Source organism: Marivita sp. (assembly GCF_048006345.1).
Taxonomy (GTDB): Bacteria; Pseudomonadota; Alphaproteobacteria; order Rhodobacterales; family Rhodobacteraceae; genus Marivita.
In genome coordinates this window covers 101,715-124,070 of the sequence record NZ_CP180351.1, presented here as the reverse complement: position 1 = coordinate 124,070, position 22,356 = coordinate 101,715, and the positions used below count along the sequence as shown (strand labels likewise).

At 61.2% G+C, this 22,356-nt stretch carries 16 protein-coding genes; 1 reads left to right on the top strand and 15 read right to left on the bottom strand.

Annotation, left to right across the window (positions count from 1 at the left end; genetic code table 11):
* Positions 1-3: 3 nt before the first annotated feature.
* Positions 4-1,242, top strand: a complete 1,239-nt coding sequence (locus ACMVPR_RS00605) for an L-rhamnose isomerase (protein ID WP_416881263.1) — start codon at positions 4-6, stop codon at positions 1,240-1,242.
* A gap of 20 nt (positions 1,243-1,262) precedes the next feature.
* Here ACMVPR_RS00605 and cobA read toward each other — a convergent pair whose 3' ends face one another.
* The 15 genes from cobA to ACMVPR_RS00530 all read right to left on the bottom strand — a co-directional run bounded on the left by cobA (position 1,263) and on the right by ACMVPR_RS00530 (position 22,334).
* A complete protein-coding gene (cobA, locus tag ACMVPR_RS00600; protein WP_416881262.1) occupies positions 1,263-2,114 on the bottom strand; it encodes a uroporphyrinogen-III C-methyltransferase in 852 nt (283 codons plus the stop codon).
* Positions 2,115-2,129: 15 nt separating this feature from the next.
* Positions 2,130-3,056, bottom strand: coding sequence for a glycosyl transferase family protein (locus tag ACMVPR_RS00595; protein WP_416881261.1), 927 nt, complete (start codon positions 3,054-3,056; stop codon positions 2,130-2,132).
* Positions 3,053-5,683 (bottom strand): molybdopterin-dependent oxidoreductase, encoded by a 2,631-nt coding sequence (locus tag ACMVPR_RS00590; RefSeq protein ID WP_416884593.1) that lies wholly within the window; start codon positions 5,681-5,683, stop codon positions 3,053-3,055. The genes ACMVPR_RS00595 and ACMVPR_RS00590 overlap by 4 nt, the downstream gene beginning before the upstream one ends.
* Positions 5,683-6,012, bottom strand: coding sequence for a nitrite reductase small subunit NirD (gene nirD, locus ACMVPR_RS00585; protein ID WP_416881260.1), 330 nt, complete (start codon positions 6,010-6,012; stop codon positions 5,683-5,685). The genes ACMVPR_RS00590 and nirD overlap by 1 nt, the downstream gene beginning before the upstream one ends.
* Positions 6,009-8,447, bottom strand: coding sequence for a nitrite reductase large subunit NirB (nirB, locus tag ACMVPR_RS00580; protein ID WP_416881259.1), 2,439 nt, complete (start codon positions 8,445-8,447; stop codon positions 6,009-6,011). Before nirB ends, nirD begins: the two co-directional genes overlap by 4 nt.
* 4 nt (positions 8,448-8,451) lie before the next feature.
* Complete coding sequence (locus ACMVPR_RS00575) at positions 8,452-10,137, bottom strand: ABC transporter ATP-binding protein (RefSeq protein ID WP_416881258.1); 1,686 nt, start codon at positions 10,135-10,137, stop codon at positions 8,452-8,454.
* Between the two features lie 43 nt (positions 10,138-10,180).
* On the bottom strand, positions 10,181-11,257 hold the full coding sequence (locus ACMVPR_RS00570; protein ID WP_300581205.1) for an ABC transporter permease: 1,077 nt from the start codon (positions 11,255-11,257) through the stop codon (positions 10,181-10,183).
* A gap of 102 nt (positions 11,258-11,359) precedes the next feature.
* Positions 11,360-12,727 (bottom strand): CmpA/NrtA family ABC transporter substrate-binding protein, encoded by a 1,368-nt coding sequence (locus ACMVPR_RS00565; RefSeq protein WP_416881257.1) that lies wholly within the window; start codon positions 12,725-12,727, stop codon positions 11,360-11,362.
* Positions 12,728-12,995: 268 nt separating this feature from the next.
* Positions 12,996-14,168 carry a CmpA/NrtA family ABC transporter substrate-binding protein gene (locus ACMVPR_RS00560; RefSeq protein WP_416881256.1) on the bottom strand — a complete coding sequence of 391 codons (1,173 nt, stop codon included), beginning with the start codon at positions 14,166-14,168 and terminating at the stop codon, positions 12,996-12,998.
* Entirely contained in the window at positions 14,165-14,749 is a 585-nt protein-coding gene (locus ACMVPR_RS00555; RefSeq protein WP_300580669.1) for an ANTAR domain-containing response regulator, read from the bottom strand. The genes ACMVPR_RS00560 and ACMVPR_RS00555 overlap by 4 nt, the downstream gene beginning before the upstream one ends.
* 164 nt (positions 14,750-14,913) lie before the next feature.
* Entirely contained in the window at positions 14,914-17,955 is a 3,042-nt protein-coding gene (locus ACMVPR_RS00550; protein WP_416881255.1) for an efflux RND transporter permease subunit, read from the bottom strand.
* A 10-nt stretch (positions 17,956-17,965) separates the two neighbouring features.
* A complete protein-coding gene (locus tag ACMVPR_RS00545) occupies positions 17,966-18,997 on the bottom strand; it encodes an efflux RND transporter periplasmic adaptor subunit (RefSeq protein ID WP_416881254.1) in 1,032 nt (343 codons plus the stop codon).
* Positions 18,998-19,158: 161 nt separating this feature from the next.
* Positions 19,159-20,655, bottom strand: coding sequence for a TRAP transporter large permease (locus tag ACMVPR_RS00540; RefSeq protein WP_416881253.1), 1,497 nt, complete (start codon positions 20,653-20,655; stop codon positions 19,159-19,161).
* Positions 20,652-21,236, bottom strand: a complete 585-nt coding sequence (locus ACMVPR_RS00535) for a TRAP transporter small permease (protein WP_416881252.1) — start codon at positions 21,234-21,236, stop codon at positions 20,652-20,654. Before ACMVPR_RS00535 ends, ACMVPR_RS00540 begins: the two co-directional genes overlap by 4 nt.
* A gap of 63 nt (positions 21,237-21,299) precedes the next feature.
* On the bottom strand, positions 21,300-22,334 hold the full coding sequence (locus tag ACMVPR_RS00530) for a TRAP transporter substrate-binding protein (protein ID WP_416881251.1): 1,035 nt from the start codon (positions 22,332-22,334) through the stop codon (positions 21,300-21,302).
* Between the last annotated feature and the right edge of the window lie 22 nt (positions 22,335-22,356).

Below are 22,356 nucleotides of genomic sequence, written 5' to 3'. Positions count from 1 at the left end.
GTCATGAGCTACGACACCGCAAAAGCGGCATTCGCAGAGTGGGGCGTGGATACCGAGGCGGCGCTTGCGCGGCTGGCGACGATCCCGATCTCGATGCATTGCTGGCAAGGCGACGACGTTGTCGGCTTCGAGAAGAAAACCGGGTCCTCGGGCGGTGGCATACAGGCAACCGGTAACCATCCCGGACGGGCACGCACGCCGGACGAGCTGCGCGCCGATCTGGAATTTGCCTATTCCATGATCCCGGGCAAGCACCGGCTCAACCTGCATGCCATGTACATGGACACCGACGAGTTCCCGGACCGCGACGAGATCGAATACAGGCATTTTGCGCCGTGGGTCGATTGGGCCAAAGCACAGGGCATCGGACTTGACTTCAACCCGACGTTTTTTGCCCACGCCAAGGCGGATGACAACCTGACGCTGTCGCACCCGGAAAAAGGCATTCGCGACTTCTGGATCGAACACGGGAAGCGCACGCGGGACATCGCCGCGCGCATCGGTTCAGAGCTTGGCAGCGTGTGTGTGAACAACATCTGGGTGCCCGACGGTTACAAGGACATCCCTGTGGACCGCATGGCCGCGAGACAGCGGCTCGAAGCGTCGCTCGACGAAATGCTCGCGCCTGAACAAGATCCCGCGCTGATGTTGGACGCGGTCGAGTCGAAACTTTTTGGCATCGGTGTTGAGGCCTGCACCGTGGGAAGTCACGAGTTCTATATGGGCTACGCGATCCGCAAGGGCACGCTTCTCTGCCTCGACATGGGGCATTTCCACCCCACTGAAAACATCGCCGACAAGCTGAGCGCGGTTGCGCTGTCGCTTCCGCAGATCCTCCTACACGTCTCGCGCCCGATGCGGTGGGACAGCGACCACGTCATCTTGCAGAACGACGATATTCTCGCCATGGCCCAAGAGCTGGTCAGCGCCAACCTGCTGGAGCGGACCTTCATCGGCCTCGACTTCTTCGACGCAACGATCAGCCGGACAGCCGCGTGGGTGATCGGGGTCAGGAACATGCAGAAGGCCCTTCTGCGCGCGCTGTTGATGCCTTGGGATCGGCTTCGCACCGCAGAAAACACCCTTGATTTCACAGCGCGGCTGACATTGACGGAAGAGTTCAAAGACCTGCCCTTCGGCGCGATTTGGACTGCGTATTGCGAACGCCTTGGCAGGCCGACCGGGCTGGCCCTTATGGGCGAACTCGAAGCCTATCAGGCGCGTGTCGCGTCCCGAGGTTGAGGCGGCAAGGCGCTTTGAAATCAGCTTGCAATCGCACGAAGGCGCTCATGGTGCAGGACGCCCAGTTCGCCAACCGTTGAATGTGCTTCTGACATTGGCCAACTGACCAGAATGATCGCACCGCTCTTGATCTTGTGCTCCTCGATCGTTTTGGGAAGGGCCTCGATGGTTGTGCGGATGAGGCACTCGTTGTGTTTGGAGACATTCGCACAGAGATCGACGGGACTGTGGCGCGGCAAACCTTGATCCATCAGGGATTGGGCGATCCGGCCCGCCTGCCCGACCGACATGTAGAACGCCGTTGTCGTGCCCGGTCCAGCCAAGCGCGTGCTGTCGGGAACCGGATTGTCGGAAGAGCCCGTCCCTGTCGTGATCACAAGCGTATCGGTGACCCCCCGCTCTGTCAGGCTGTGGCCCAAAGCCGCCCCTGCGGCCGAGGCGGCCGTGACACCGGGAACCAGATCAATGGAAACGCCAGCAGCCCTTGCCGCCTCCAACTCTTCGCTGGCGCGGCCAAAAATGCCGGGGTCGCCCGACTTGAGCCGCACGACCTTACGGCCTTTCACGGCTTCAGCCACGATCATCGCGCAGATCCTGTCTTGCGGCCATGCATGGGCACCCACGTGCTTGCCCACAAAGACCAGCTCTGTGTCAGGCCGCGCAAGCTCAAGCACCTCTGGATCAACCAACCGGTCGTAAAAGATCACGTCGGCATCTTGCAGCCGTTCAACGGCACGCAGGGTCAAAAGGTCCCGTGCGCCCGGTCCGGCGCCCACAAGGGAAATGTGGCCACACGGTTTTTTGTCGGGCGCACCTACGACAGTCGCGCCGTTGGGTCCGGTGCTGCGAAGGTAGGTGGGAAAGGATCTCATGTGCATGTCCTTTTTTCAGGCAGCGGTTTGCGCAATGTGAGCGGGCACGGTACATACGCCCAACGTGTCAAAGGCGGCAGCGGCCGTGGCATCCACCACGGCGCGTTCGAACGCATCCGGCGTTTGAGTGATCCAATGCGCATCCAGACTGTCGCCGGTCGGTTCCGACAGCCGACGTGTGTCCTCAACAACGGCTGGCAATGTGCCGTCCCAAAGCGTTCCGCCACGCAAGCCGAACGCTGCGATGTCCTTGGCAGGGTGACGCTCGAACTCGCCACCGCCGCCCTTGATGACGGTCAAGGCATTCCAACCCAGGATCTGTGCCGCCTCCGCCTGAAGCAACCGGTAGGACGGGTGAAACACCCCCTGAACGCTGGCCGAAGCAGCAGCGGGGTTCAGCATGCGGCAGACCGTGTTGATGCAGGACCGCAGTCCCAGAACATCGCGCAATGTCAGAAGCCGAAACAGCGCAGGATGGAAGGTTTCCAGCGGCAGATAGGCAATACGGTCTGTGTCCAACAGGGACGCCGCATGATCGGGATTGGTCGCGATGCCGATGCCAGCCGTTGCCAGACCTGCGCGCACTTTCGGGTCTGTCCAGTTCCAGCCATGCAACAGCACGCGGTGCCCCTCATCAGCCACCATCCGGGCGGCGCATAGAAACCACGGTGCTCCGCGCGTGCGGCCCGCTGCATAGCTCGGCCAGTCCAGATCGGCGGTTGGCAAATCCGGCAAACCTGCCTGCGCCGCGCGCGCGAACCCGGCGATCTCTTCTGCGGTTTCACCCTTCATCCGCAAGAGCATCAGCAAAGCCCCCACAGCCTCCGGTGCGGCATCGCCCTGCAGCATAAGGCGCATGGCATCCGACGCTTCGTCTTCGGTCAAGGCACGAGACCGCCCCGGTCCCCGGCCCAAGGTCTGGACATGCAGGGCCAAGCTCATTCCGCCGCCTCGCGCAGGCGAACCCGATCCAGCAGATCCGCAAGTTCAGGTCGGCACGACCCGCAATTCGTTCCCGCATTGAGGCTTGCACCGATCTGGTCGACGCTCATCAGACCTTGGGTTTCTATCGCCGTCACGATGCTGTTGACCCCAATCCCGAAACAGGAACACAGAACTGGCCCCGGATCAGGCACATCCGCTGGCGTCCGGCCCGTGATGGCACCCGCGCCGTCGGTGCCCGGCAGGGTCGCAAGGTAGTCGCGCATCACTGCAACCGGCGTGGCCGCCGCAAAGAGCGCCCCGATCATGATACCATCGCGATGCAACACCATCCGTGCATGCCCCAGCCTGGCATCGATCATCGTGACCAGCGTCGCATCGGGGGCTGCGAAAAGGCGCCGCGCCTCGCTCTCCCAATCCGCGATGGGCGAGATGCCTGCCAGTTCTGCGCGGTATCCATGGGTGGTGCGGGCCAAAGCCCAGTAGTCGCTGGTCAACACCATCGGATCGCGGGCCACGGCAAAACCGTACCATGCGGCGTCATACCGGCTGACAGCAACCACGCTGGCCTTGCTTTCGGGTTGGCCGGACACCGGATCACATGCCGCCGCCACCACCGCGTCAATCCGCGCCGACGGTGCCGTTTCTCCCGTCCAGTGCATGGGCGCAAAGACCTGCCCCACCTGCACCGCGTCCGAAATGCGGGCACGCAGGATCGCGCTGCCATGCGGGCTATTTAGGGTCACGAGGTCTGACCTTTCGATGCCCAACCGTTGGGCATCAAGCGGGTGAATGTCCACAAACGGCTCCGCCAGATGCGCCGACAAGCGCGGGCTGAGCGCCGTGCGCGTCATGGTGTGCCACTGATCGCGCAACCGGCCTGTGTTGAGCCGGAACGGATAGCGCGGCTCTGTCTTGGCGGCAGGTGGTCGCCATGACACCGGCAGCAACCGGGCCTTGCCATCGGGTGTAAAGAACTGCCCGTCCGCGAAAAAGCGTCCGCCCTTGCGCGTCTGCGTGATCGGCCAGCGTTGCGGCTCCAGCGTGTCATAGTCCGTGTCTGTCAGCGCTGAGAGTGCGGAGATATCGAAATCCCGACCCATTTGGCCGGCAAGCCCTGACAGTGTGGCGTATTCGCGAAAGATCTCCGTCTCGCTGGCGTAGTCAAACGCCGCCTCGAAACCCATGCGGCGACCAACCTCGGCAAGGATGTGCCAATCCGGGCGCGCCAGACCGGGTGCGGGCAGAACGCTGCGCTGGCGGCTGATGGTGCGATCCGAATTCGTAACGGTACCATCTTTCTCAGCCCAGGCCGTTGCGGGAAGCAGCACATCGGCCAATCGCGCGGTGTCGGTCTGGTCGGTGATGTCGCTGACAACCGTAAAGGGACAGGCGGCAATCGCATCTCGTACTGCATCCGCCTCTGGCATCGAAACCGCAGGGTTCGTGTGAATGATCCAGAGCGCCTTGATCCGCCCCTCACCCACCGCGCGAAACATGTCGACGGCCTTGAGCCCGGGCGCTTCGGGCAGCGGACCTGCCCCCCAGAACCCACGCACCACGGACCGGTGGTCGGCGTTTTCAAGATCAAGATGACAGGCCAGCATGTTGGCCAGCCCACCCACCTCGCGGCCCCCCATGGCATTGGGTTGTCCGGTGACAGACAGCGGGCCACAGCCCGGTTGTCCGATCCGACCTGTCGCCAGATGGCAATTGAGGATCGCGTTGACCTTGTCAGACCCCGACGTCGATTGATTGACCCCTTGGGAATAAATCGTGACGACCTTTTCGGTGCGCATCCACAGATCACAAAAGGCGGCGATCTGAGCTTCGGGCAATCCGGTCGGCGCGGCCGTGTCATGTTGCGCGGCATGCAGTGCGGCATCAAAGCCGGTGGTCCGGGCGATGAAGGCCTTGTCCAGCGCACCGCCTTCGTAAAGCGTGGCAAACAGACGATTGAACAGCGCCACATCCGATCCGGGCTGGATCGCGAGATGCATGTCCGCCGCATCACAGCTCGCCGTGCGGCGCGGATCGACCACAACAATCTTGGTACCGCGCGCATTGCGGGCCGCGATCAAGCGCTGGTACAGCACCGGATGGCACCAGGCGAGGTTCGATCCGACCAGCACGACAAGGTCGGCCTCGTCCAAATCCTCGTACGAGCCGGGAACCGTATCGCTGCCAAAGGCGCGTTTGTGCCCGGCCACGGACGACGCCATGCAGAGCCGCGAATTGGTGTCGATATTGGCAGAGCCGATGAAGCCCTTCATCAGCTTGTTGGCGACGTAATAATCCTCGGTCAGCAGCTGCCCCGACACGTAGAATGCGGTGCTATCAGGACCGTGCTCTGCGATGGTTTCGGCAAATCTGTCTGCCACCAGTTGCAATGCGCTGTCCCAATCCGTGTCGACACCGGAGACCCGTGGGGCCAACAGCCGATGACCCAGCCCCACAGTCTCGCCCAGCGCCGCCCCTTTCGAGCACAGCCGCCCAAAGTTCGCCGGGTGCTCCGGGTCACCCCGGACGTGCAGACCGCCCTGTCCGTCGGGGCGCAAGAGAACGCCGCATCCCACCCCGCAATAGGGACAGGTGGATCGTATCTCCGGCAGGCCGCTGCCGTCCATCACGCGGCACTCCGCGCCACAAGGCGTGTGCCGTCAATCCAGACACGGCCCTCGCGGACTTGCACGGGGAAGGTGGTGATGGCCCCGTCTTCGCCTTTGGCCTGCCCCGTGTTCAGGTCAAAGACCCAGTTGTGCAGCGGACAGGTCACCGATTGCCCATGCACGATCCCTTCGGACAGCGGACCGCCCTTGTGGGGGCAGCTGTTGGTCGCTGCAAACACCTCTTGCACGTCGGTGCGAAACACCGCCACGCATCCCAGCGCGGTCTTGATCTTGCGCGCCCCGCGCAGGGGGATGTCGCCGATGGCACAGATGTCGATCCAGCTCATTCCGCAGCCTCCAATGTCAGATCGGCCAGCGGTTGATAAGCTTCAGCCTGCTTGGCATGCTCGGCCCAGGGGTCCTTGCGGTAAATCGACTGGGACAGCTCGAACGCCGCGATCAGCCGCGCGCGTTCGTCCAGATCGTCCACCACACGCGACTTGACCCAATCAAGCCCGACCTTGGCCACCCATTTGTAGGGCCGGTCGAGGTATTTGGCGTTTTCGCGGTAAAGCTGAATGAACGCGACCGTGACATCGATGGCCTCGGCTTCGGTTGGAACGTCGCAAAGCCGCTCGGTCTCTTTCACATCCATGCCAGCCGCACCGGCAACCCCGACTTGGTACCCGCTGTCCACACAGACAATACCCACATCCTTGCAGGTGGCTTCGGCACAGTTGCGCGGGCAGCCCGAGACCGCCAGCTTGACCTTGTGCGGTGTCCAAGACCCCCAAAGCGTCTGCTCCAACTTGATGCCAAGCCCGGTGCTGTCCTGCGTGCCAAACCGGCAGTGATCGGTGCCCACGCAGGTTTTCACCGTGCGAAGCCCCTTGGAATAGGCGTGCCCGGACACCAGACCGGCCTTGTTCAGATCGGCCCAGATAAACGGCAGATCCTCGCCTTTCACACCCAGCAGGTCGATCCGCTGCCCACCCGTCACCTTGACCGTCGGCACATTGTACTTGTCCGCCGCGTCCGCGATGGCGCGCAATTCGGTCGGGGTGGTGATCCCACCCCACATCCGAGGCACGACGCTGAAAGTGCCATCCTTCTGAATATTGGCGTGTTTGCGTTCGTTGACGAAACGGCTTTGCGGATCGTCCTGATACTCAAGCGGCCAGTCGGCCAGCAGGTAGAAGTTCACCGCCGGGCGGCAGACATGGCAGCCATTGCGGGTCTTCCAGCCCAACTCCTGCCAGACGGCTTCCTGCGATTTCAGCTCTTGCGACTTGATCAGACGGCGCACGTCCTCGTGGGTCAGGTCACAGCAGCCGCAGATGGGCTGCGCTGCGGGCTTCTGGAACTGGTCTCCCAGCGTAAGCTGGAGCAGCTGTTCCACCAGCCCTGTGCAGGTGCCGCAGGAGGCGCTGGCCTTGGTTGTGGTGCGCACGGCACCCAGATCAGACGCACCCCCTTCAATAGCTGTGACGATGGTGCCTTTGCAAATGCCGTTGCAGCCGCAAATTTCCGCCTCAGGCGGCAATGCTGCAACGGCTGAGAGAGGGTCCACAGAGACACCTCCCTGATAGGCCGGGCCAAAGATCAACGTCTCACGAATCTTCGAGATGTTTTCACCCGATTGGATCAGGCCAAAGAACCACGTACTGTCGGCGGTGTCGCCATACATGACAGCCCCGACAAGCCGCGTGCCTTCGATGACCAAACGCTTGTAGACGCCGCGGGCGGGGTCACGGAAAACAATGTCTTCGCGCCCCTCCCCGTCAGCGAAATCCCCGGCGGAGAACAGATCACATCCCGTGACCTTGAGTTTCGTCGACAGCGTCTTTTGCTTGAAAACTGCCGCTTCGCCCAACAGAGTCTGGGCCGCAACCTTGGCTTGGTCGTAAAGCGGTGCAACAAGCCCGAACAGCGCGCCGTCATGCTCGACACATTCTCCGATGGCCAGCACATTTGCATCCGACGTGAGCATCTGGTCATCGACATTGATGCCCTTGCCCACAGCCAGACCGGCACTTTGCGCCAGCGCGACATTGGGTCGGATGCCCACCGCCATCACCAGCAGATCGCAGGGCAGTTCCGTCCCATCATCCAGCATCAACCCCCGCACCCTGCCCGCGGTACCAAGAATTTCCTTGGAATTGGCGCGCAGCCTGACGGTGATGCCCTTGGCCTCAAGCGAGGATTTCAGCAGGTACCCTGCGGCTTCGTCCAACTGCCGCTCCATCAGATGGCCCATGATGTGGACGACCGTGACCTCCACACCCCGCGCCGCCATGCCAGCGGCGGCTTCCAGGCCCAGCAGGCCACCGCCGATCACGACCACCTTCTTGCCCGGCCCCATGGCCATCATGGCTTCGGTGTCTTCAAGATCGCGATAGGCGATCACACCCTCAAGGTCATGTCCCGGAAGCGGGATCATGAACGGGGTCGACCCGGTGCCGAACACCAGCTTGTCATAGGTCAGCACATCGCCGTTCGCTGCGGTTACGGTCTTGGCCGAACGGTCGATCCCGGCCACGGCCTCGCCAAAGCGGCAGGTGATACCGCGCGCGGCATACCACGCGTCATCATGGGTGATGATCTCGTCGTAGGTCTTATCCCCCGCCAGCACTGGGCTGAGCATGATCCGGTTGTAATTGCCACGCGGTTCCGCGTTGAACAGCGTGATGTCATAGGCGTCAGGCGCGGCGTCCGTCAGATGCTCCAGCATCCGCCCTGTCGCCATGCCCGCACCGATCACGATAAGCTTCTGTTTGGTCATGAGATCACTCCGCCGCGACCGCTTTGGGGGCCGCAAGTTTGGACTTGGGCTTTGCGCCGTGTTCATACTCTTCAAGGAAATCAAGAACCTCCTGGCGGTAACTGTAGTAGTCAGGATGTTCGAGAAGCGCCTTGCGAGTGCGTGGGCGCGGCAGGTCCACCGGAACGATCTTGCCAATGGTCGCCTGCGGTCCGTTCGTCATCATGACCACACGGTCCGCCAACAGGATCGCCTCGTCCACATCATGGGTCACACAGATCGCGGTGACCTTGGTCCGGGACCAGACCTCCATCAGCACTTCCTGCAATTCCCAGCGTGTCAGGCTGTCAAGCATGCCGAACGGCTCGTCCAACAACAGCAACTTCGGGGACAGCGCAAACGCCCGCGCAATGCCGACCCGTTGCTGCATCCCGTTCGACATATCCCTGGCTGGCTTGTCCATCGCATCCGCCAGACCAACGCGCTCAAGGTAGTATTCCACCACGTCCTGCCGCTCGGGCTGGGACGCCTTTGGGTACACCTTGTCGACCCCAATGGCGCAATTCTCGCGGGCCGACAGCCACGGAAAAAGGTTCGGGGACTGAAACACCACCGCACGTTCGGGATCCGCGCCTTCGACATGGCGGCCATCCAGCTTGATCGCGCCTTTCGAGATCGAATTGAGACCGGCGGCCATTGTCAGCACCGTGGACTTGCCGCACCCAGAATGGCCGATCAGGCTGACAAACTCGCCCCGATCAATCTTGAGATCGAAATCCTCGACCACGGTCAGCGGCCCTTTTGGCGTTGGGTAGACCTTGTGCAACTGCGAGAAATCCAGGAACCGGCTTTCGATCAGACCCTGCTGCGCGTCTTTCACCGCCGCTGGCAAACCGTGGATCGGGGTTACATTCGGCAAGTGCCGCGTCCCCTCGATCTTGGCCTCGATCCCCACATCCATCAGGTATTTGGTGACATCCGCGCGCAATCGCTTGAACGTGACGTTGGTGTTCATCTCGATCCGGTCGCGGGGACGCGGGATACTGACCTTGAACTCTTCGCCCAATGTGCCGTCCGGGTTCAGCGCGATGATGCGGTCGGCAAGAATGATCGCCTCGTCCACATCGTTTGTGATCAAGACGCATGTCTTCTTGTCGGCTTCCCATATGCCTTCGATCTCATCGGCCAGATTGGCCCGTGTCAGTGCATCGAGCGCAGAAAGCGGTTCGTCCAAGAGCAGCATCTCGGGGTTCATCGCCAAAGCACGGGCCACGTTGACCCGCTGCCGCATACCGCCTGACAATTCCGCCGGACGGCGCGTCGCGGCATGGCTCAGGCCCACCATCTTGACATAATGCGCGACCTTTTCGGCCTTCTCGGCTTTGCTCAGATCAGGAAACACCGTGTCCACGGCCAGTCCGACATTCCCACTCACCGTCAGCCACGGCATCAGCGAATAGCTTTGAAAGATCACGCCCCGTTCCGGGCTTGGTTCGGTAATCGGCGCACCCTTGAAAGTGACCGTTCCCTTGGAGGGTTTCTCAAGACCGGCCATCAGGTTGATCAGAGTTGTCTTGCCCGTGCCGGAGAACCCAAGAAGGACAAGGAACTCGCCCTCCTGCACATCAAGGGTGATATCCTTGAGAACATGGGTGGCATGGGTGCCAGTCCCAAAGCTCTTGCTCACGGAGTTGAGTGTCAAAATACCCATGGATTTGTCCTTTCGCGCGACTGCTTCGCTGCTTGAACGCGGATCATCGGGTGTTCGTGAAAGTGAAGAGCGACTGCAGAGCATACATCACGCGGTCCAGTAGGAAGCCGATGACCCCGATGGTCAGCACGGCAACCATGATCCGGGCGAGGCTCGAACTCGAACCGTTCTGGAACTCGTCCCAGACGAATTTGCCAAGACCCGGGTTCTGCGCCAGCATTTCCGCCGCGATCAGAACCATCCAGCCCACACCCAACGACAGACGCAGCCCGGTAAAGATGAGCGGCAGCGCCGAAGGCAGGACCAGTTTGGTGATCTTGGTCCAGGTGTTCATCTTGAGAACCTTGGAGACGTTCACGAGATCCTTGTCGATGCTCGCGACACCCAGCGCGGTGTTGATGAGCGTCGGCCAGAGCGAACACAACGTGACGGTGACAGCCGAGATCACAAAGCTTTTCGGCAAAAGACCGTCATTCGAGGCGGCAAGCGCTGACACGATCATCGTGACGATCGGCAACCAGGCCAGCGGCGAAACCGGTTTGAAGATCTGGATAAGCGGGTTCAACGCCGCATTCGCGATGGGCGACAGACCTGCGGCGATCCCAAGCGGCACCGCAACCACGGTGGCAATCAGGAAGCCAAAGAACACCGTCTGGATCGAGGTCCAGATCTGCTGGTAATAGGTCGGCGCACCGGTATAGGCGCGGGCGACCGGTTCCTGGCCCTGCGCAATCCGCCGTTCGTTCAACTGTGCGACCTGCGCTTCGAACTTGGCCTTGCTTTCGGACTTGGCCTGCGCGTCCTGGTGCAGGTTGACGGCTTCGGCCCAGACTTGCGCCGGTCCGGGAACCGCACCCAGCGATGTCTGCACCTTCGGAGCCAGAACGCCCCAGAGCATCAGGAACGCGACAATGGCGATGACGGGAACTGCCAGAAGACGCCAGATCTCCTTCATCTGCGCCGCCGGGTTGTCGCCCGCGGCCGCCTTGAGAACTGGTGTCAGCCACGAGAAGCCCAGAACCTGGAACCATTTGTCGGCCGCATTGATGCGAGTGAAAAGCCGGGCGCGGCGCGCCTCGCGGTCTTCTGTTTCAGCGAAATTGGGATCGACGGTTGTCATGTCTTGCACGTCCTCATCGGCGGGAGCGAAATGCTCAGGGCTGAACCCGGAGCCTGGATTTCACGGAAGGATGGGTCCGGGCCGAAGCCCGGACCGGTCTCGTCAGCCCTTAACCTCGTTGCCCACGACCATCTGCTCGCCCTTCAGGCCGATGGGCAGGCTTTCGAGATAGGCATTGGGGGCGCGGCCATCATAGGGAATGCCGTCGATGATATCCGCAGCAGGCGTCGGGTCCTTGTAACCATCGCTGTCCCACGGAAAGTCCGCTTCGTTGGCAAGTCCCTGATCCACCAGAAGACGTGCAGCCTGCAGGTAGATCTCGGGCTTGTAGACCGATTTCGCGACCTCGTCGTACCAGCTGTCCGGCTTGGCCTCGTCGATCTGGCCCCAACGGCGCATCTGCGTCAGATACCAAACCGCGTCCGAATAGAACGGATAGGTGGCGTTGTACCGGAAGAAGACGTTGAAATCGGGAATGTCGCGCTTGTCGCCTTTCTCGAATTCGAAGAACCCGGTCATCGAGTTGGCAATCACCTCGTAATCCGCGCCCACATATTCAGGACGGCTCAGGATCTCCACCGCGGCAGGGCGATTGGCGTTGTCGTTCTCGTCCAGCCAGATCGCCGCGCGGATCAGCGCTTTGGTGATGGCAAGCGTGGTGTTAGGGTTCTGTTCGGTGAATTCCTTGGTCAGGCCGAACACCTTTTCGGGGTTGTTCTTCCACAGCTGATAATCGGTGATGACCGGCACGCCGATCCCCTTGAACACCGCCTGCTGGTTCCACGGCTCACCCACGCAATAGCCGTGGATCGTTCCCGCCTCCAACGTGGCCGGCATTTGCGGCGGCGGCGTCACCGAAAGGAACACTTCCGCCCCGATCTGTCCCGAGATGTTTTCCGGGCTGTAGTAGCCTGGGTTGATGCCCCCGGCGGCCAGCCAATAGCGCAGCTCATAATTGTGGGTCGACACCGGGAAGACCATGCCCATGTTGAACGGCTGGCCCTTGGAATTGAACTCTTCGATCACCGGCACCAAAGCCTCGGCCGAAATCGGGTGCTGCGGGCGGCCATCATCCATTTTCGGAATATGCGGCAGCATCTTTTCCCAGACCTCGTTCGACACGGTGATGCCATTGCCGTTCAGGTCCATGGAAAACGGCGTCACGATATGGGCTTCTGTGCCGTAGCCGATGGTGGCGGCCAATGGCTGACCCGCAAGCATATGCGCACCATCAAGCTGGCCGCCGATCACCCCGTCCAGAAGCACTTTCCAGTTGGCCTGCGCCTCCAGCGTGACGAACAATCCCTCGTCCAGGAAATAACCTTGCTCATAGGCAACGGCGAGCGGTGCCATATCGGTCAGCTTGATGAAACCGAAGGTGAGTTCGTCTTTTTCGAGCTCAAGCAATTCGGCAAAGGAAGGGCTCGCAAGCGCTGTGGTGGCAACAAGGCTCAGAAAGAGCTTTCTCATGATATGTCCTTTCGAAGCGCGCGGTCTTTCGGGGAGGCGAAAAGACTGCGCAGAAACAGAAAAAGGGCCGACACTGACCACCGGATGGTTCCGGCGGAAAGTGAGCGACCCTGCTCAGAAGTTCCCAGTCGTGGGAGGAATTCGGTTTGCTCGCCCCGTTGCGAACACGTCCCTTCAATGCCGCAGCGCAGCGATGATTCCCAATATTTTCTTTAAGGAAATGGGTCGGATCCGTGCAACACGCATCAACCGCCCAAAAAACAGGCGGTCATTTCACGGGAAAGTCGAAAACCCGTGCATCGAAAAAGCGGTTCGGCAAAAGTGTCAAACTGCCAGCCGCAGAAGCAACGGCCGTCGCATGCAGAATCGCCCCTTCGACCTTTTCAGAGGCACCGGGCAAATCGCAGCCCGTTCCCTCCATATGCATCCTGTAGAGATCGGTGCGATAGACCTTGGCAATGGCGTCGATGGACGGCGTGTCAGCAGGCCTGTGATGATCTGCCAGATGCTGCCCAATCCATTTGGCCTGACTGCGCCACGGGAAATTCGCCGCCCCCTCGTGAAACAGCAGGAAACCGTCCACCGATCGCTGCTCGCCCCGGCTTGAAACCACCAGATCCCCCGACAATGCGCGGTCGATCAGTTCGGACGAGACATTGAGATACGACTTTCTCGACAGCAGGGTTGCAGCGGCCAATCGGGCATTGGGATCGGCTAGCCACCGGCCCGCGCGCCACACCGCGCGCATCAAGCGCCCTGTCAGGTCGGGTTCGGTCTCGGCCCAGGCTGTGCGCACCGCAAGCACCTTTTCGGGCGCAAAGCTCCAGATGGAGGCACCGGGCAGCAAAAGCGCGCCCGAACCCTGCTCCACCGCGACAGACCCCCAAGGTTCACCAACGCAAAAAGCATCGACATCGCCAGCAGCAAGGGCATTGGCCATCAAAGGCGGAGGCACGGTGCGGATCACGATGCCATCAGGCCCAAGATCGGTTGCGGCACTCCAGTACCGCAGAAGTTCGACATGCATCGAAAACGGGAAAGGCACGCCAAAGATGATCGGCCTGTCCCGAACTTCGGCCAAGGCGCGCGCGGCTTTCACAGGATCGGCAAAGTCGAACTCAAAGCCATTGGCGCGGAGCTTCTCTTCCAGCGGCTTACCGACGCCAATGACATTGCCATTGACCGACAGGACCGATACCGCGCTCAGCGCCGTGGCCACACCGCCTAGCCCCATCGCCATGGCAATCGGCACGGGCGACAGCATATGCGCGGCATCCACACGCCCAAACGCCAGCATGTCACGCACCGAAGACCAGGACGGAGCGGCGATCAGGTCAAGCGCGAGACCTTCTGCATCCGCAAACCCCATTTCCTGCGCAACGATCAGCGGCGCAGCATCGACAAGCGGCATATAGGCGACAGGAACCGTGACCCGCGTCATCCCAACAATCCCGCCGCAGTGACCAGCGCCTCGGCCACATCGGCGACACGACGTCCCCGGTCCATGGCGGTCTTGCGCAACAGCGCATAGGCCGCGTCTTCGTCGATGCCCTTGGCCTTCATGAGCAGGCCCTTGGCGCGATCAATGACCTTGCGCTCTTCCAGCGCGCGCCGCGTCTCGGCCAATTCGTTGCGCATCTGGCGCACCATGGCAAAGCGCGCGATGGCCGTATCCATCACAGGTTTGATGCGCGCGGGTGCAAGCCCGTCGACCACATACGCCGAAACGCCCGCTTCGATCGCCGCTGCCGCCAGACCGTCGGAATTTCCCGAGACGAACATCGCCACGGGCCGTTCCAGCGGCCCCGAGGCAAGGGTCAGTTCCTCCAGCATGTCGCGCGTCGGATTGTCGATATCAATCAAGACAATATCGGGACCATATGCTGCGATCTTGCGCTCCAGACCGCTGGAATCGCCAACAACAAGGACGTCGCAGGCACAGGCGTCCTTGAGGGCGTCAACGATGGCTATGGCTCTGTCGCGGTCCTGTTCGACGACGACAATCCGGATCGAGGTCTGCATGGTCAGGATGTGCAACAGGTCATTCGGCAGATGCAATCATCGACATGCACAGCGGTGCAGCACACCACCGGAATTCGAGCCGCCGCAAAAACTCTGCCCGCAAAATGAGCGAAACATCCAAATTGAACACCAACCATGGCAGGCCGCGGGACACCATTTGACCGTCACGCAGGCTGGGCCTGTGCCTCCGCACTTCGCTTGAAAAAGGCGTAGTAGAACACAGGGGCCGCCACCAGCGTGAGGATCGACGCAAACGCGAGCCCGCCCATGATGGTCACCGCCATCGACTGGAAGAACGCGTCCCAGATCAGCGGCAACATCCCCAGAATGGTCGTGGCCGCAGCAAGGATCACTGGCCGCAGACGCGATGTAGAAGCCTCTACAATCGTGTCCTTCAAATCCTGATCCGGCTTTTCGGCCCGCACGATGTCGATCTCTTCCACCAGAACGATCCCGTTCTTGATCAGCATCCCCGACAGCGACAACAGCCCCAAAAGCGCTGTGAACGTGAACGGGTACCCGGTGCCCAGCAAAGCCAGACTGACGCCGTTCACCGACATCGGAACCAGCAGCCAGATGATCAGCGGTTGCCGCAGCGCGTTGAACAGAAGAACCGAGATCACCACCATGATGATCAGGCTCATCGGCAATTGCCGCCCAAGGCTGGCCTGCGCGTCGGACGAGCTTTCCAGCTCTCCACCCCATTCCATCTTGTAGCCCGCAGGCAGGTCCATTGCCTCAATGGTCTCGGTCACCTCGGCCTGCACCTGTGCCGCAGTCAATCCTTTGACGATATCCGCGCCCACGGTGATCGTCAGCAGCCGGTCCCGCCGCATCAGCAGCGTGTTCTGCGCCTCGAATTTCAATCCGTCCGTCACCTGTTCCAGCGGCACCGATGTCTGCGCATTCTGCGAATAGACCACGTAATCGGTCAGAGCGAGCCCCGCCTCGGGGTCAGCACGCAGAACGATGGGGATCTGCCGCTCCCCCTCCCGGTACACCCCGGCATCGATCCCGGTGGTCGCAAAGCGCAGGATGGTTGTGATGTCGTCGCGGGTGATCCCTGCCTCCTGCGCGCGGTCTGTGGCGTAAACCGGCTTGAGCACAAGCTCTTGTTCCCGCCAGTCGATGCGCGGGGCAACGATGTTGTCCGATGCAGCGGTCAGACGTGCCATCGCCTCGTCTGCCAGATCCCGCAGAACAACCGCATCCGGCCCCGAGAACCGCACCTGAATCGGATCGCCCCCACCGGGTCCAAAGGCCAGCCGCTTGGCGCGGAATTCGCCTTGCGGCAGGTTTTCAGCGGCAAAGGCTTCAATCTCTGCGATCAGCGGCGCAATTTGGTCGATGTTTTCGGTGCGCACGATGATATGGCCGTAACTCGGGTTCGGGTCTTCGGCCTGATATGTCAGCATGAACCGGTCCGCGCCGCGCCCGACAAAGGCACTGGCAGAGACGACATCCTCCTGTTCGGCAAGCCAGTCCTCGAACACCATCAGATCGCGCGATGTCTCTTCGATCGACGCCCCCTGCTCCAGCTTGTAATGCACGAAGAACAGCGGCGTGTTGCTGTCGGGAAAGAACTGCTGCTTGATCTGACCAAACAGCATGAAGCAGACAACCGTGATCCCCACGAGCCCGACAATCACAAGCCACCATGTGCGCAACGCGCCGCGCAGGACCGCGCCATAAAGCCGGAACATCGCGCCGCCATAGGCGTCGTCATCCCCACCCGCACCACGCTTGAAGAAATAGTGCCCCAGCAAAGGCGTCGCCGTCAGCGCCAGCACCCACGATAGCAGCAGCGAAATCCCGATCACAGCGAACAGCGAGAACAGGAATTCCCCCGTCGCATCCGGGCTGAGGCCAATACCGGCAAAGGCCATGATCCCGATCACCGTGGCCCCAAGCAGCGGAATTTGCGTCTTGCTGGCCGCCTCATCCGCTGCGGCCCGGCTGTCCTTGCCGCGTCGCATCGCGATCTGCATGCCTTCCGCCACAACGATGGCATTGTCGACCAGCATCCCCATGGCGATGATCAATGCGCCCAGCGAAATCCGTTCCATCTCGATGGCAAAGACCGCCATGAAGAACAGCGTTCCGACCACGGTCAAAAGCAGCGTCACGCCGACAACAATCGCAGCCCGCCATCCCATGAAAAGCGCAAGCACGATGACAACGATGGTCACCGACATGGCAAGGTTGACCAGGAACGCGTTGGACGCCTCTTCCACCACCACGTGCTGCTGGTAGATCGGTTGCAGCTCCACGCCCACCGGGATTTGTGGCGCAAGCTCGGCCAGCTTGGCGTCGGCACGCTTGCCAACATCGACGATGTTCTCCGAACCGATCCCGGCGATCCCCAATGCAAAGGCTTCGACCCCATTGTGGCGAATGATCAGGTCGGGCGTGACTTCGCGCGCGCGATAAACGTCGGCAAAATCGAAAAGGTTGAGCACCTCTCCACCGACCCCAACGGTCAGGCCCGCGATCTCTTGCACGGTGTCATATCCATCCGGTCCCTGGATCAGCGTACGCCCGTCCACATCCTGGATCGACCCGCCATCCACAACCGAATTGGTCGTCGCCAAAGCCTGCTGAATCGCGGCAGGCGGCACGTTCAGGTTGGTGCTCAGAACAAGGTTCGGCTCCACATAGATCACTTCGTCCGGAACACCCGAGAGGGCGACATCGGCAACGCCGTCAACGGTCAGCAATTCGCGCCGCAGAAAGGTGGAAAGCTCGTAAATCTCGGCATCGGAAAAACCGGGGGCTGTCACGGCATAGTAGATGCCGAACACGTCCCCAAACCCGTCATTCACAAACGGTCGGCCGGTGCCTGATGGCAGCCGCGCCGCATTCACCCGGTTGCGTAGCTTGGTCCAAATCTCGGGCAATTCCTCGCCGTCATAGGTGTCTTTCATGTCCACGCTGATGCGCGACAGACCGGGTTGGTTCACCGACCGGACTTCCTTGACCTCCGACATCTTCTGGATCTCGGATTCCAGCGGTTCCGTCACCTCGCGCGCTACCTGTGCGGCGCTGGCACCGGGATATTCCGTGACCACCACGGCGGTCTTGATGGTAAAAGCCGGGTCTTCCAACCGACCCAAGGAAAAGAAGCCCCAGATGCCGCCCAGCAGGGCTGCCAACATGATAAGCCACGTGAGGATGGGGCGGTCGATGGACGCTTTTGCAATATTCATGGCGCGGCGCTCAGTTCGAGAAGCCGGTGAACCGCTTCACGCGATCCCCGTCGGCCAATTGGCTGGCGCCGCTGGCAACGATCTCTTCACCCGGCTGCAAGCCTTCCGTCACCCGCACATCTCCGCGAATGGTCGGCTCCACAGTCACCGGACGACGGGCAACTGTGCCCTCGTCCGCGCCAGTCGGCGTGAACACCATCACGGTCGGGCTGCCATCGTTTGTCGTGCTGACCGCCGACGCGGGGATCACGATGTCCTGCAGCTCGCCATTCAGCGTGGCAAAAACCGTCACCGACGATCCCGGCAGGATCGTTTTGCCCTCGGGTGGGGTCATGCCAAGGGTGATGCGGTAGGTCTGCCCGATTTGCGAGGTTTCGGCGTTGAATTCACGCGGCATAACGGAATACCGGGTATCATCTGTCGGAAACTGCGCCCACAGTTCCACATTGGGGTCCGTACCTGCGCGCTGAAACAGCACCTCGGGCACGTCGATCTCGATCCGCAGATCAGACATGTCATGCAACCGCGCAATCGGGCTTCCCGCACCGATGGTCGAGAAATTGGCCACATTGCGCGACGCCACGAGCGCGTCGAACGGGGCCAGAAGTGTCGCGTTGTTCAGCTCGCGCTCGGCATTGCGCACCGCGATCTCGGCCAGTTGCAAAGAGGTTTCGGCGTCATCCACGGTGACCTGACTCACCGTGCTGCCCTGCAGTTTCTGCAACCGCTCGACCGTGCGTTCCGCCTGATCCTTCTGCACCCGCGCCTGATCCAGCGCCAGCTCGAACGGCTCCAGATCCAGTTGCGCCACCACAGTGCCCTTGTCGATCCGCGCGCCTTCAATCACCGGGAGTTCGACGATCTGCCCACCGACCTGAAACGCCAGATCAACGGTTTCCTTGGCCACCACATGCCCAAAGAACTGCCGCGTCACGGCGCTGTCACTGGATTGCACCTCGATGATCTTGGCCAGTCGCATGTCCTGCGCCATAGAGGCGATCGGACTGAGAACCAGCAAAAGAAGAACAAACAGACGGCCCATGACAGATCTCCAGATTTCGCGCGAGGCTAACACGGAAACGATCTATGTCCTGTGACGTTCCCGTAAAACTTCGCCAATATCTAAACTGATCGGTTCAGTTTACCAGATCTATTCCTGCGCTATGGCGTGAAACATCTGTGCGCTGATGCGCAGATGTCCGGTCAGTAAAGCCAAAACAGCGTAATGGCGGGAAACAACACCAGCAGGATCACCCGCACCAGATCGGACGCAACGAACCAGATCACCGCCTTGTAGGTCTCCATCATAGGGGTGTTGCGATCCATCGAATTGATGATGAACAGGTTCATCCCCACCGGCGGCGTGATCAGACCGACCTCAACTACGATCAACACGAGAATACCAAACCAGATCGCCACCCATTCCGCCTCGATCCGGTTCGCCATGCCTTGGGTCACACGAATGTCCAGCGCCTGCATCTGCTCGCGCGTCAACTCCATCCCAGCCGCCATGGCCGACTGGATCGACGCCAGCATTTCCTGCGTCATGCCCTCGGGAACGCCCGCCGCCAGCACGTCGCGCGCTGCATCCGCCTGCATGACCGCCAGATCGACAAAGCCGAAATCCATGACTGAAATCACAGGGAAAAAGATCGGGATCGTGAGCAGGATCATCGACAGGCTGTCCATCAGACAGCCGAACACAAGGTAAAAGAGCAGGATCAACGACAGCACCATGAACGGGCTGAGCCCCATCTCGACCACCCAGTTCGACAACTCCTGCGGCACCTGCGTCAGCGCCAGAAACCCGTTGTAGAACGCCGCCCCCAGCACGATGAAAAAGATCATCGCGGTGCTGACGGCCGTCTGGATGATGCTCTGCTTGAACACGTACCAGCTCAGATTACCCGACAGCAGCGCGATCAGCCCGGTGCCCGCTGCCCCCACAGCCGCCCCCTCGGTCGGTGTAAACCAACCCAGGTAAATACCACCAACGACAAGCCCGAACACAAGCAAGACAGGCCACACGTCGATCAACGCCCGCACCCGCGCGGCATAGGGCACCGGGTCACGATGTCCCGCCGCTTCGGGGTGCCGTCGCACATATAGCGAAATCGTGATCATGTAGCCGATGGCGGCCAGAACCCCCGGAATGAATGCCGCCAGAAACAGCTTGGCGATGTTCTGTTCCGTCAGGATCGCATAGATGACAAGGATCACCGAGGGCGGGATCAGGATGCCCAGCGTGCCCCCCGCCGCCAGCGTTGCCGTCGAAAACCCACCGGAATACCCGTTGCGCCGCAATTCCGGCAGCGCGACCCGGCTCATCGTCGCCGCCGTCGCCAGCGACGACCCGCAGATCGCGCCAAACCCGGCACAGGCCCCGACCGACGCCATGGCAACACCGCCCTTGCGGTGCCCCAGCCACGACTCCGCCGCCTTGAACAGCGCCTGCGACATGCCCGAAAGGGTCGCAAACTGGCCCATGAGCAGGAAAATTGGAATAATCGACAGCGAATAACTGGAAAACGTCGAATAGGTCTCGGACTTCAGCCGCGCGAGCACCACATCCGGGCTACCCAGCGCCATCCAAAGACCGCCAATCCCGCAGAGCATCATCGCCAGCCCAATCGGCGCGCGCAGAAAGATCAGCACCAGCAAGACCGGAAAGGACCAGAACCCAAGTTCGAGCATGCTCATGCCGCATCCGCCCCCGAGGCTGGCAGGATCGACCGTCCGGTAGCGGCATAGGTCACGCGTCCCACCGAGCAATAAAGGGCTGTAACCGAGGCCACCAAAGCGGCCATAAAACTGGCGGCATAGGCCCACCAGACCGGAAATTGCAGCAGGAACGACGTCTCACCATTCCCGAGCTTGTCCAGCAACCCCGCAAACAATCGCCACGTGATCAGCCAGATCACAAGCGTCAGCACGACATCCCAGAACGCGATCAGCCACGCATTCGCCTTGTCAGACATCCGCGACGTGAACACATCCACCGTCGCATGCCCGGCATAAAGCTGGCAGATCGGCAGGAACGCGAAGATCGAAAACGCGATCCCCGCTTCGACCAGCTCGAAATCCCCTGTCACCGGCCCGACCCCGCTGGCGATCAGCCAATCGGCAAAGCCCTGTGCCATCGAGGTCAGCCAGCCGGAATGTCCCATGGAGTTCAGACCGCGCCCCAAAACCGACACGCAGGTCAGAAGCACAAGGGCCACCATCACGACACCGCCAAGAACCGCCATGCCCCGCGCGAGGCGCTCAATCGCCGTTTTCATGCCGCTCTGCCCCTCGCCGTCTTGTGCGTCGCCCAACCCTTTGGCAGGGCGACGCGCCACGCTTTACTGCGTGTTATGCTTGTCCAAAAGCTCTTTCGCCCGCGCGATCAGAGCATTTCCGTCAATGCCCTTATCGTTCATCTCGGCAATCCACTCGGCTGTGGTCGAGGCAGCCGCCTCGCGCCACGGACCTGCATCCGCCTCTGAAATTGTGATCAGATTGTTGCCCAGGTCCAAAGCCGCCTCGCGACCCGGCGCATCGTCCAACTGCATCTGCGTTCCCGCCATCCGGCTGAACTCGGCCCCCGACTGCGAATCGATGGCCGCCTTCAGGTCATCCGGCAGGCTTTCGTACTTTTCCTTGTTCATGGCGAAAATGAACGTCGTGGTATAGATCGCAGGCCCTTCGAACTCGGTGTGGTTCTCCACCAATTCAGCCACCTTGAGAGCGCCGGTCACCTCCCACGGGATCACGGTCGCATCAACGACCCCCTTGGACAGCGCTTCCGGGATTGCCGGAACCGGCATGCCCACGGTGGTCGCCCCAAGATTGGTGAAAAGCTTGTTCGTCACGCGTGTCGGCGCGCGCAGCTTGACCCCGTTCAGATCACCAGGTGTGGTGATCGGGTCGGCGGAATGGATCACGCCGGGGCCATGGACCCAGACCCCCAGCACTTTGAAGTCAGCAAAGTCCTGATCCATCATCTGCTCTTCGGCCAGTTCCCAATAGGCCGCCGACATATCGCCCGCATCGGTCATGGTGAACGGCAGCTCGAACACCTCGGCACGCGGGAAGCGGCCGGGCGTGTAGCCTGCCACGGTCCAGATGATGTCGGCCACGCCATCAATCGCTTGGTCGATCAGCTGCGGCGGCGTGCCACCCAATTGCATCGACGGGAAATGCTGGATCTCGATCCGCCCACCCGAGGATTCCATCACCCGCTCGGCCCAGGGCACAAGCACGTTCTTGGGCACATTGGCCTGCGCCGGCAGGAACTGGTGCATCCGCAATGTCACCTCCTGCGCAAAGGCACCTGTGCCCAGCGTCAGTGCCAGTGCCGTTGTTCCAGCGAACTTGAGAAATGCGCGCTTGATCATGGTAATCTCCTCCCTTGTCTCT